The organism is Colwellia piezophila ATCC BAA-637, from assembly GCF_000378625.1.
GTDB classification, from domain to species: domain Bacteria; phylum Pseudomonadota; class Gammaproteobacteria; order Enterobacterales; family Alteromonadaceae; genus Colwellia; species Colwellia piezophila.
Genome location: NZ_KB905163.1, coordinates 159708 through 172207 on the forward strand (window position 1 = coordinate 159708; position 12500 = coordinate 172207).

The following is a 12500-nucleotide window of genomic DNA, read 5'->3' on the forward strand; positions in this document are numbered from 1 at the left end:
TTAAAATCTACCCTACTTTCTCTAACGTGATGTCTAACGTAACTTCAAGGTCGATAAACCAATCAATACTAAAATCAATGAAATAATCCAAAAACGAACGATCACTCGCGGCTCTGGCCACCCTTTCAGTTCATAATGATGATGTATGGGTGCCATACGGAAAATTCGTTGGCCGCGCATCTTATAGGAGCCCACTTGTAAAATTACTGACACCGTTTCCATGACGAAAACACCGCCCATGATAAATAACACCAACTCTTGACGAACCAGCACCGCAATAACGCCCAGTGCAGCACCCAGAGATAATGAGCCAACATCACCCATAAAAACTTGCGCAGGGTAAGTGTTAAACCATAAAAAACCTAAACCGGCACCAACAATAGCAGTACAAACAATAACCAATTCACTCGTTAACGGAATATAGGGGATATTAAGGTAACTGGAGTAATTCACATGACCGGTAACATAAGCGAATAAAGCGAAAGCACCCGCGACCATAATGGTTGGCACTATCGCCAAGCCATCTAGGCCATCGGTTAAGTTGACGGCATTAGATGTGCCGACAATAACGAAGTAGGTCATCACCACATAAAAAATACCTAATTGCGGTAAAACGTCTTTCATAAAGGGCACTAAAAACGCCGTTTCATTTGGCCCCTGAGCGATATAATATAAGAATAAAGCGGTGCTTAGGCCAATAACGGTTTGCCAAAAATACTTCCAACGCGCAATCAGGCCGTTTGCGTCTTTGCGAACTACTTTGCGATAATCATCAACAAAGCCGATGGCACCAAAACTCACTACTACAAAAAGTACCACCCAAACATAAATATTGGTTAAATCAGCCCACAGTAAAACAGTGACCACAATGGAAGCGATGATTAATAATCCCCCCATCGTCGGGGTGCCTGACTTAGACAAATGGCTTTCAGGACCGTCATCTCTTATCGTTTGACCGATTTGCATTTTCTGTAAATAACGAATCAATTTCGGACCGAAATATAACGAGATAAACAACGCGGTTAGCGTGCTAACAATAGCGCGAAATGTTAAATATGAAAAAACATTAAACGCTGTATAAAATTGAGTTAAATACTCACCTAACCACAATAACATTAAGTTTTACCTTCTTTACTTTGATTTTTGTTAGTACGGTTCTCGTTACTAACACGATTTGCTTGACTAGGACTATTACCTTCGCCAGTGCCTTGCGCTGTACTTTTTTGACTACTTGATTGAGCATTCAATTGTTCAAACCAGGCAATCAGCTCTGTCACTACATACTCCATATGAGCACTGCGAGAGCCTTTCACTAAAATGGCAATATCTTGTTGACCGGCCGACAATTGCTCGTTTAGCATCTTGCATAAATGGCTCATCAGTTCAGCCCTTTGACTAAAATGCTGACTCTGTTCATTGTTTTCATTACCCTGTACAAATGCATCACTTGCACTTTGACTCAGTACCCCAAGTGACAACAAGGTATCTAGCTGTAGGCTTTGAGCAAACTCGCCAACCTCTTGATGGTAACTACGTGCTTCACTACCTAATTCGCCCATATCACCTAAAACAAGGCATTTTTTTCCGGGATAGCTAGATAACAACTGCACGGCAGCCTTAGCTGACTCTAAGTTAGCATTATAACTATCATCAATAAGCTTGATTTTGCAGCCGGTTTTTTTTACCACTAGTTGATGTAGATTTAGCCGACCTTTTACCGGTTGCATTTGCGCTAAACCCAAGCGAATATCATCAAGGCTAGCGCCAAACTCCACTGCGATCGCAGCAGCCGCCACCGCATTACAAACATTATGTTTACCCGGGATGGTTAAGTTGATTGCGCAACTACCCTGTTCAGTATTCAAGAGAAAACTTGCACAGCCATTTTCGTCTAACTTGATATTTTCGCTATAACAATTGGCTTTATTTTCAGGTGAAGAGGTAACACAAGAGAAGGTACGTACTGTTTTACCTATTAAGCGCCACTGCCATTTATTGGTGTATTTGGTATCTTGATTATATAAAGCAACACCCGATTCGCTAAGGCCTGAGAATATCTCACCTTTAGCGCGGGCGACACCGCATAAATCGCCAAAACCTTCTAAATGTGCTGCAGCAATATTATTAATCACCGCAACGTCTGGCTGAGCTAAGGCAGTGGTATAAGCAATCTCGCCAATATGATTAGCTCCCATTTCAATAACAGCAAAGTCATGGCTACTATCTAAACGCAGTAAAGTTAACGGCACACCAATATCGTTATTAAAATTACCTTGGGTTGCCAATACCTTGCCTAAACGAGATAAAATAGCAGCCACCATTTCTTTAACGGTGGTTTTACCACTACTTCCGGTAATGCCTACGGTTTTAGGGCCAAGCTCTTTTTTTACAAAGGCGGCTATTTTACCAAGAGCTAAACGGGTATCGCTAACAATTAATTGTGGGGTATTGGTAAAGGCATTTAAATGATGATCAACTATCAGTAGTTTACAGCCTTGCTCGATAACCTGTTGAGCAAAGCGATGACCGTCAAAATTAGGTCCTTTAAGGGCAAGAAAAGCAGACGCCTGGGTAGAATTTTTATCAATCACGCGACTATCGATAACTAAATCATTGATAGACAGTGACATTTGCTCTGCTGAGCTAATCAGTTTGCCATCGGTAATTTTGGCTAAAGTCGCCAATGAAATAGTGATCATAAATTTTTCTCACTATGTTTTGAGCTTGAAGCTAGTTGTTGTTGATAATAATGGCTAACCACTAGGCGCTCATTGTAGGGTAACTTTTCAGTGCCGATGATTGCGCCATGGTCATCATGTTTAGGCACAATGACATAATCTTCATGGCCTTTACCTGCCAATAACACAATATCACCCGCTTTGGCTTTCTTGAGCGTATTCACTACGGCTTGCTCTCTTGCTAAAATAACTGATATTTTTTCGGCATCTGGATAGGTAAAACCAGCAACAATATCATTCGCTATTGACTGCGCGTCTTCGGTACGCGGGTTATCATTAGTTACCACGACATAGTCAGCATATTTTTCTGCCGCCTGTGCCATTAGTGGTCTTTTGCCTTTATCTCTATCCCCGCCACAACCAAAAACCACATAAAGGCTACCGGTGCAGTGTTGACGACATGCTTGTAGCGCTTTCTCTAAGGCATCAGGGGTATGGGCATAATCGACAACTGCAGTCGCTAAACCGCTAACACTTGTTGCCTCCATTCTTCCGGCGATAGCGCTCACTTTTTTCACTAATTTGGCGATATCAACTAATGACACGCCTTGAATAAGCAAGGCGCTGATAGCAGCCAATAAGTTATCAATATTGAAGTCACCCAATAATGGACTGGTAATTTCAACGTCACCTAAATGGCTACTTAGCTGAAATGAGACCCCAAAACTATGGCGATGGATATTTTTTGCGGTGACATAATATTGATATGACGTTATTTTATCTTCACGACCATACAGCCAGAGCACCTGTTGCTCAGGCCAATTTTCTAACCAAGTTTTTGCTTGCTCATCATCAAAATTGATTACCGCTACTTGCTTATTATCGCCAGTAAAAATTTGCTTTTTCGCAGCACCATAACTTGCCATAGTGCCGTGGTAATCGAGATGGTCACGAGTTAAATTGGTAAATAGTGCAATATCGAATAAATCAGCATGGACACGCCTTTGCGATAGCGCATGAGAAGAAACTTCCATGGCAACATGACTGAACTTGCCATGGATAGAGTGCTCATCATTAAAGCTGTTTAATAATTGATGTAACTCACAAGCCCCTGGTGTGGTATTTTCTATTGGCTGTAAATTACCGATGCCACCTGCTCCATTGGTACCGATAATAGCGCAAGGCTTTTGCTGTTCAGTTAGCATTTGAGCTAATAACTGACTGGTGGTAGTTTTACCGTTAGTGCCGGTAATGCCCACTATGGTCATCTTATCTTCTGGCGCTTGATAATATGCTTTTGTTAACGAAAAAAGCTGCTGATTTAGCTGATAAAACTTAACAATGACAATGCCTACTGAATTTGAATTAGCTTCTATCTCGCCATGTTCAGTTGCACTATCACACTCAGCAATAATTAATTTAGCCCCTTGGCTAATCGCTCGTTCTATATAGTGGCGACCATCTTGTTGGTGACCGATAATCGCACAGAAAATATCACCGGTAACAATTAATCGGCTATCATTATGAAGATCGCCGACAAAGTTTGATAAATCAATACTTGGCGGTAGTGTTATAGCAAAATGTCTCAAGCAAGCGATGATGTTTTCTGTAGCAGGTTTAGACATTATGTTCTCCTGCTATTGAGCTCGACTCTGAGTCTGAATATTTACTGTCTTTATTCGCTGTTTGTAATTTTTGTGCATCAGGGGCGATATTTAGCACTTGTAAAGCGCCTTTCATCACACGAGAGAATACTGGCGCAGCAATATCGCCACCATAATATAAGTCACCACCTGGTTCGTTAATCACCACCACGACAACAATTTTTGGATTAGATATCGGTGCCATGCCGGCAAAAAAAGCAACATAATCGTTACCGTACCCGCCGGCAACAGCCTTGATTGACGTGCCGGTTTTACCACCAACACGATAACCTGGCACTTTCGCTTTAGGGGTGTGATCATCAACCACAGCTTCTAGCATATTGGTAATCGCTATGCTGTTTTCTTTAGAAAAAATTCTTTCTCCATCTTCTGGCGGAATCGAATTTTCGTCTACTTTAACTATCGATAACTTTCGTTTTATGCCGCCATTAGCCAAGGCCATATAAAATCGTGCTAATTGTGCCGGGGTAATTGCCAAACCTGCCCCCCAAGACAATGTTGCTAACTCAAATTGTGACCAACGACTGCGGTCGTGCATCATACCTGAACTTTCACCCACTAAATTGGTACCGGTATCTTCAGCGAAACCGGCATCAAAGAATTTAGTTAATAAATAGTCTTTTGGCACCGACAACGCTAATTTAGTAGTGCCTATGTTAGAGGAGTAGACTAGGATATCTTCAATGGATAATTTACCACGGTTAATGGGATCGCTAACACGTCTGCCCCCTAAGCGCATCCAACCAGGGCTAGTATTAATTACCGTGTTCACGTTCACCGAGCCAAATTCTAAGGCAGCCATTGCCGTTAATGGCTTCATAGTTGAGCCCGGCTCATAGACATCGGTAATAGCGCGATTACGAAAACGATGAATGGCGGTATTCCGACGGTTATTTGGGTTATATGATGGCGAGTTAGTCATTGCTAAGATCTCACCAGTATGCACATTTGCCACGACAATAGAGCCTGAAGTCGCTTTAAATGCTTGTACTGCACCTTTAAGCTCTTTATAAGCAAGGGCTTGAATACGCTGATCAATACTTAAGGTGATGTTTTTCGCTTGTTTGGCTTCTTCAATAGAAATTATTTCAATTTTTCTGCCTTTAGCATCCTTTCTAAAACGCTTGGCGCCACCTGTACCGGTAAGTAAATCATCGTACATACGCTCGATGCCTTCAATACCTTTATCGTCGACATTGGTGAAGCCAATTAAGTGGGCACTAATCTCACCAGTTGGATAGAAACGTTTTGATTCTTTACGTAGATGAATACCTGGGATTTTTAATTCTTTGATGTAATTTGCCATGGCTGGCGATATTTTACGCTCGAGATAAATAAAACGTTTACGAGGACTTCTAACCACACGGGCGGTCAATTTATGAATATCTTGATTTAAGACATCAGCCAAGGCTTGCCAATGTTTAGTCATGGCAAGGGCATTATTGTCCATGATAACTTTAGGATCAGCCCACACCGTTTCAACCGGTACACTAATGGCGAGTTCAGCGCCGTTACGGTCGACAATTGAACCACGCTGCACGGTATTGGCGGCCACACGTAAAGAGCGTAAATCGCCTTGCTTTTTCAGCATATCGGGTTCAATTATTTGGATATAAGCTGTCCGAGCCATCAAACTGAGGTAAATAAGTCCAACAACAGACAGCACTAAATAATAGCGCCAAGGGGCGGTATTTAATGGCTTATTGTTATTGGCTGTTTTTTTATTCACACCGTTCTCATCTAGACTATTATTTTTATTGTTGGCTACCTTAACGGCTGTTTGGTATTCATTGCGCTAATCCAAACTAACAATTATTTCTGAGCGACTATCTGGGGTCTTCATACCTAAGAATTTTTTTGCCTTACTTTCTATAGTACTGTGTTCGGCTAAGCTACTTTGTTCTAGTATTAAATTTCGCCATTCAATGTTTAGCTCGTCTTTTCTTGAAAACAATATTTCCAACTCACTGGTTGTCTGTCGGTTGATGTGACTGTAATAAATGACAGCAAATGCTGATATCACCACAAACAACAGCAATATATACGTCACACTATAACGAACAATATCCTGCCAAATATCAAAAACTAAGGCTCGAGCAGCCATTTTTAATCAGGATTTCTGGCTAAGCGCTCAGCAACCCGTAACACCGAACTACGCGAGCGAACATTTTCTTCCACTTCTGTTTTACTTGGTTTTAATCTCCGGCCAACTAAAGCCAGTTTTTTACTTTTATTCAATTCAACTTCACTTATCGGCAACCCTCGTGGAACTTTTCTGCCTTGCGAGTGTTTTTTCATAAATTGTTTAACCATACGGTCTTCAAGGGAATGAAAACTTATAACCACTATACGACCACCTTCAGCTAAAACATCAAGTGAGGCAGCAAGGGCTTTTTCAATTTGCTCTAGCTCGCTATTGATATACATACGAATAGCTTGAAAACTTCTTGTCGCCGGATGTTTTTTAATTTCTCTTTGCGGCGCGGTAGTTTTAATCAGTTTGGCTAACTGGCTAGTTCTGGTCAGTGGTGTTTCTTCTCGGCTATCAACAATGGCATTAGCAATTCGCCAGGCATGCTTCTCTTCGCCAAACGTTCTCAGTACCCAAGTGATATCTTCAACATCGGCAATGGCTAGCCATTCTGCCGCCGTTTGGCCTTTACTGGTATCCATACGCATATCGAGTGGGCCATCTTTCATAAAGCTAAAGCCACGTTCAGCTTCATCTAACTGTGGAGATGAAACACCTAGGTCCAGTAAGATGCCATCAACTTTACCAGTCAAATGATGTTTTTCAACAATTTCAGCTAAGTCAGCAAAGCCTTGGTGTTCAATTAAGAAGCGCTCATCATCTTTAAATTTTTCAGCGGCTACAATCGCCGTAGGATCACGGTCAATAGCAATTAAGCGACCCTTAGCTGATAACTGCGAAAGAATGACTGACGAGTGACCGCCACGGCCAAATGTACAGTCAATATAACAACCGTCGCCAGTTATCGCTAAGCCATCTACAGCTTCTTTTAGCAATACTGCGATGTGAGTGGTGTCTAATTCCATGTTGTTTTTTTTATAACCTTTGTTAACGCATTTATTTTTATAAAACTATTTCATAAACTATTTCATAAAATAGTTTATGAAGTTATTTCAGTGATACTTAAAGAGACAAGTCGAGCAAACGTTCCGTCAGTTCAATTTCGCCACTTTGTATTTTGCTAATACCTTGCTGCATTTGCGTTTGCCATGCAGTGTCATGCCAAATTTCAAATTTATTCAGTTGCCCTACTAACATGATGTTTTTTTCTAAATTAGCATGTTGTCTTAATGGGCCATTAAGGAGTAACCGGCCATTTTTATCCATTTCACAATCGCTAGCATTACCCAAGATAATTTGTTTGAATAACCGCTCTTGCGGATTAATACTCGATAATCCCGCCAAGGTTAATTCTATTTCTTCCCATTCAGCTAGCGGGTAAAGCAATAAACAGGCTTGTTGAATATCAACAGTGCAAACCATCTTTCCTTGGCAATCAGCAAATAGCTCTTCCCGATACTTTGTTGGTATCGTTATCCTATTTTTGCTGTCAAGCGTAATTGCGCTAGTGCCTCTGAACATATCTGCTGTCACTTCACTTTTTGGTTAATTAATAATCAATCGGTTGGCGGTGTGATTACAAGATCCACATTTATCCACTTTTTTCCACATTGCTACAGTTTAGAGAAAAAAGCAAGGTTATGTCAAGTCAGGAAAAGGAAAAACAACCAGCGACATACTGGCTATAACACCAGTAAAATTAAGACTTGTGAGGAAGTAGATGAAATTGTGGACTTTTGTGGTAGGCAATCCCTGCATTAGGGTTAAAACAATTATTTTAGGGGAGGAATTGTCTATTATTTGCTGTTTTTAGTAGTAAACGTGGAACCCATAAGCGTGGAGCTAAGACAAGATCATAATTCCACAACAAAATATTTGGATAAACACCAACATCTTTACTTGGGCTGTCATGATATACCGACTAAAAATAAATCCTAAGTAGGGTTAATTAGCATCGTTTATTAACCCAGTTTATTAAAAAAAAAATCGAGGGTTGCGGTTGCCGAGAGCTTAAACCCCTTTAGCCGCCCAACTTCCCGCTTTAAAATCAGGCCAGAAGCAAAAATCCTGAGCTTTAATTAGAAAATATCAATGTATTTTGGGTAATAGTTTACTTTAGAGTGCCCATACATATGCCTGTTTCAGGACTGCTAAACTAATTAACCTTTATTACTTATCACTTATTAGCTAATTTTTTCCTACTAAAAAATATCACTAACAAACTAATAAACAGTATGCTTACCAAGATTGTTTTCCACCATATTCCCTCTGAAACGCGCGCCATTTCGACGGTAGGTACAATCATTAATTCATGTAAACTCTGCTCGTTTGATTTGAAATAATGCCAAATACTCGGATCGTCCGTTGCTGTTAACTCACCATCAGAAAGCTCACTATCAAAACCTGCTTGATAATATAAAGCGGGTAAGTGAATGACTGTCGGCACATTATTTTTGTGCAAAGGCGTTGAACTGAACTGTAATTTGTATTGCCCTGTTTGCATATCGAATGAGGTTTTTTCAATATGGCCATTTATTGCTGAGGCAAATGGACGTACCGCCGCACGTAATGCTCGACCACCATTATTGATATCATTTTTGATTGTAGGGTCTACTTGATCTGGGCTAAAAATAGATAAATCTTCCCCGTTCCATATATCACCTCGTTTATTACTATTATCTGGCGTGTAATTCCACAGCGAGTAATTTGCCGATGCACGTTCCATCGTTCTTAAACTTCGGTCTAATGCTAAGTTTTGTTCACTAAAATCCCATTGTCCTTGGCTATTTTTCTCAAAAGCGGCACCGTTTGATAAGTCAAAAGGAATACCCAATTCACCCACTAATGTTGGTGCGTCATCACCTAAAAAGTGAGCATGTTTAATCACTCGCTCTAGTTTGCCAGATAAATAACTATCAATGTCTTTTTCACCAAATACCGGTTTTCCTGTTGATAAATTAAGTGTCACCCAAGACAAATAACGTTTTTTAATTAAGGTTATTTGATCATACCAATGGGTGGCATTGACGACATTTTCAAGGTGATCTATTTTTGGCATCTCGCTGGTAAAGGGGTTTTCATAAAACATTAACGTTTCAGGCATCACGGCACGTATTGCTTGGGTAAAATCAAGTAAAAATGGTACATAATAATCTTGAGTAAAGTTAACCTTGCGATCATTAATTTGACTAAAATAGTGTTCATTGGGAAGGGTGAATTTACCCCCTTCTTTCTGCCAAAGACCATTTTCAAGCCAAACATCTTTCGCTGGCTCAGTCCAAGCGCTGAGGTTGTCTTTGTTTACTATTGTGGTGCCATCTTGCTCTAAACCTAGCAAGCCAACCTTCCAATTCGCTACTTCGACACTATAACCAGCTCCTAAGGCCAAGGATTGAGCTGGCGTAGGTGTTGCTAAATTTTTCAATGGGAAACGCGTGTAAGTAGTTAAGTCCGCTTGACCGATATAACCAGGGTGAGGTTCGTTCATCACATCAAAGCCAACAACATTGTCTAAATCTTTAATGGCTTTTGCTAAATGAACAAAAGCACCAATATAGTGCTGTTGGAGAAAATCTTGGGCAGGAATACCATCGATTTTTGTTTTAGGGGCAAAATCATTACCGGCAAAAAACAAACTGAACATGGTAGCTGCCCCCAATTTGGTGTAATTAGTTGGCCAGATCATGGTTGGAATTTTTTCGTTTGGATCGTTATAAGTTAACGCAGCATTAGTCGCTTTAAAGTTATCGATGTTAAAGCCAACTTTTTCTAGTGTCCATAAAGGCGCCCCATCGCCACCGGTGAATCGGCTCCAAACATCTTGATGAGAGTCTATTAATACCGTAAAGCCATAGGTTTTGGCCTTCATAATAATCAGTCTGATATAACTGATATAGTCGTTATCGTATTGTTTTGGCCCTGCATGCTCTAACGCTTCCCAGGTCACAATTAAACGAATAAAGTTAAAGCCCCATGATTGAAGGCGTTCAAAATGGCGATCGGCTTTATCGAGTGGAAAAGGGCGTCCAACAAATGACACATTTTTACAAAAGCTTGTTTTATTTTTACAGTCCGTTGTATAGGGTAATTTGCTACTGCCCGACAGATTAATACCACGATAAATGATGGTGCGATGGTATTGATCAATAAACTGCCCTTTATGCGTCGATATTTTTAATGAAGCAGGCTGCTGGCTTGCTGTAACTGAGTCAGCGGCGTGAGTACTTGCTAAACTCGATACAGAGAATAACATTGAACAAAGCGAAGCGACTGTAACTAACAATGAAAAGGTTAGCAGTGAAAACTGTTTTTTAATTGAGGTTATTTTCATTTGTCTCTCAGTTCTTTTCTTAGAATTTTACCCACGGTAGATTTAGGTAATTCAGCAACGAATTCTATCTCTTTAGGCACTTTGTAATTGGTCAAATTTGTTTTGCAGTGGTTGATAATATCGAGTTTGCTTATTGTTTTGTTAGTGATAACGACAAAAGCTTTAATTGTCTCACCAGAAATTGGATGTGGTTTACCAATAACCGCCGCTTCATCCACGCCATCAAGTAACGTCATTATATCTTCGATTTCATTAGGGTAAACATTGAAACCAGACACTATGATCATATCTTTTTTTCTATCGACTATTTTAAACACACCGTGTTCGTCCATAGTAGCTATATCGCCCGTAGCTAACCAACCATCATTTAACACTTCTGCAGTCGCGGCTTCGAGTTTGTAGTAGCCTTTCATAATTTGCGGGCCACGAGCAAGTAATTCACCACATTCGCCAATAGCACAGCTTTCTCCTGCATCATTAATTAACTTGATGTCAGTGGATGGTACGGGAATGCCTATAGAGCCGTTGTAGGCTTTTTGATTATAAGGACACACCGTAAGAATAGGCGAAGTTTCGGTTAAGCCGTAGCCTTCTAGCAGGCAGCTATTGGTGACTTGCTGCCAATGCTCAGCAACAGTTTGATGAACAGACATGCCCCCTCCTAAAGATAGCTTTAAATTAGAAAAATCAAGTCTTGAGAATTCAGGTCTCTTTAGCAAGGCATTAAACAAAGTATTAACACCGCTGAGTGCAGTGAAAGGATATTTAGATAACTCTTTGATAAAGCCTTTAATATCTCTAGGGTTAGTTATTAACAAATTGGTTCCGCCGATAGTTAAAAACAACAGGCAATTAGCGGTAAGCGCGAAGATATGATAAAGCGGTAAAGCGGTAACAACCCTTTCTTTTCCTTCAATAAAAAGCGGCATTAGCATAGCTTTTGCTTGCTCGATATTAGCAATCATATTGCGATGTGTCAGCATCGCGCCTTTTGCCACACCAGTAGTGCCACCGGTATATTGTAAAAAAGCTAAATCATCGCCGGTTATTTCAATCGGCGAAAATGGTAGTTTTTCTCCTAAGCGCATCACTTCTTTAAAACCAATGCTGTTATTTAGTTGGTATTGAGGAACCAATTTTTTAATATAACGCGTAACAAAGTTGACCAAGGGCCCTTTTACGCTACCTAAGCAGTCTCCCACCTTAGTGACGATAGCTTTTTCTATCGCTGTTTTATCAATTATTTGGGCCAGTGTCCCGGCAAAGTTTTCAATAATAAGAATAGCTTTAGCGTCACAGTCACTGAGCTGATGTTGTAATTCTCTCGCGGTATATAAAGGGTTAACATTAACTATGGTTAAACCTGCCATTAACGCGCCAAACAATGCAATGGGGTATTGCAGGGTATTGGGTATCATAATGGCAAATTTATCGCCTTTTTTTAACTGTAATTCGTTTTGTAAATACGCAGAAAACACCCTGCTTTTAGCATACAATTGTTGATAAGATAATTCAGCGCCCATATTGATAAAGGCCGTTTTATTACTATATTTGGTCGTATAACATTGAAAAAGTTCCACTAACGACGTGTACTTATCTGGATTTATTTGATGAGGCACATCGCTAGGGTAACTTTTATCAAGCCATAAGTGGTTTAGTGTACTGTCTTGGTTTGTCATTACTATATTTCTCATCACTTTATATTGCGCTACTTTATTTGGTAGAACAGGGGAAAA

General features: G+C 40.3%; 9 protein-coding genes. All 9 read right to left on the reverse strand.

Annotated elements, in window-relative coordinates:
• Positions 1-33: 33 nt before the first annotated feature.
• On the reverse strand, positions 34-1116 hold the full coding sequence (gene mraY, locus F580_RS0108075; protein WP_019027207.1) for a phospho-N-acetylmuramoyl-pentapeptide-transferase: 1083 nt from the start codon (positions 1114-1116) through the stop codon (positions 34-36).
• Positions 1116-2699, reverse strand: a complete 1584-nt coding sequence (locus F580_RS0108080; RefSeq protein ID WP_019027208.1) for a UDP-N-acetylmuramoyl-tripeptide--D-alanyl-D-alanine ligase — start codon at positions 2697-2699, stop codon at positions 1116-1118. Before F580_RS0108080 ends, mraY begins: the two co-directional genes overlap by 1 nt.
• Complete coding sequence (locus F580_RS24185) at positions 2696-4303, reverse strand: UDP-N-acetylmuramoyl-L-alanyl-D-glutamate--2,6-diaminopimelate ligase (RefSeq protein WP_019027209.1); 1608 nt, start codon at positions 4301-4303, stop codon at positions 2696-2698. The genes F580_RS0108080 and F580_RS24185 overlap by 4 nt, the downstream gene beginning before the upstream one ends.
• Entirely contained in the window at positions 4296-6071 is a 1776-nt protein-coding gene (locus F580_RS0108090) for a peptidoglycan glycosyltransferase FtsI (RefSeq protein ID WP_019027210.1), read from the reverse strand. The genes F580_RS24185 and F580_RS0108090 overlap by 8 nt, the downstream gene beginning before the upstream one ends.
• A 66-nt stretch (positions 6072-6137) precedes the next feature.
• Complete coding sequence (gene ftsL, locus F580_RS0108095; RefSeq protein WP_019027211.1) at positions 6138-6446, reverse strand: cell division protein FtsL; 309 nt, start codon at positions 6444-6446, stop codon at positions 6138-6140.
• A gap of 2 nt (positions 6447-6448) precedes the next feature.
• Complete coding sequence (gene rsmH, locus F580_RS0108100; RefSeq protein WP_019027212.1) at positions 6449-7399, reverse strand: 16S rRNA (cytosine(1402)-N(4))-methyltransferase RsmH; 951 nt, start codon at positions 7397-7399, stop codon at positions 6449-6451.
• A gap of 97 nt (positions 7400-7496) precedes the next feature.
• The gene (mraZ, locus tag F580_RS0108105; protein ID WP_026301330.1) at positions 7497-7955 is read right to left on the reverse strand and encodes a division/cell wall cluster transcriptional repressor MraZ; all 459 of its coding nucleotides are present in this window, start codon (positions 7953-7955) and stop codon (positions 7497-7499) included.
• Positions 7956-8610: 655 nt separating this feature from the next.
• Positions 8611-10764, reverse strand: coding sequence for a glycoside hydrolase family 5 protein (locus tag F580_RS24190; RefSeq protein ID WP_019027214.1), 2154 nt, complete (start codon positions 10762-10764; stop codon positions 8611-8613).
• Positions 10761-12443 carry a long-chain-fatty-acid--CoA ligase gene (locus F580_RS0108115; RefSeq protein ID WP_019027215.1) on the reverse strand — a complete coding sequence of 561 codons (1683 nt, stop codon included), beginning with the start codon at positions 12441-12443 and terminating at the stop codon, positions 10761-10763. Before F580_RS0108115 ends, F580_RS24190 begins: the two co-directional genes overlap by 4 nt.
• Positions 12444-12500: the final 57 nt, after the last annotated feature.

Coding starts and splice junctions, on each gene's coding strand:
- F580_RS0108115 (WP_019027215.1), bottom strand. CDS start 12,443: ATGACAAACCAAGACAGTACACTAAACCACTTATGGCTTGATAAAAGT.
- rsmH (WP_019027212.1), bottom strand. CDS start 7,399: ATGGAATTAGACACCACTCACATCGCAGTATTGCTAAAAGAAGCTGTA.
- F580_RS24185 (WP_019027209.1), bottom strand. CDS start 4,303: ATGTCTAAACCTGCTACAGAAAACATCATCGCTTGCTTGAGACATTTT.
- mraZ (WP_026301330.1), bottom strand. CDS start 7,955: ATGTTCAGAGGCACTAGCGCAATTACGCTTGACAGCAAAAATAGGATA.
- ftsL (WP_019027211.1), bottom strand. CDS start 6,446: ATGGCTGCTCGAGCCTTAGTTTTTGATATTTGGCAGGATATTGTTCGT.
- F580_RS0108080 (WP_019027208.1), bottom strand. CDS start 2,699: ATGATCACTATTTCATTGGCGACTTTAGCCAAAATTACCGATGGCAAA.
- mraY (WP_019027207.1), bottom strand. CDS start 1,116: ATGTTATTGTGGTTAGGTGAGTATTTAACTCAATTTTATACAGCGTTT.
- F580_RS24190 (WP_019027214.1), bottom strand. CDS start 10,764: ATGAAAATAACCTCAATTAAAAAACAGTTTTCACTGCTAACCTTTTCA.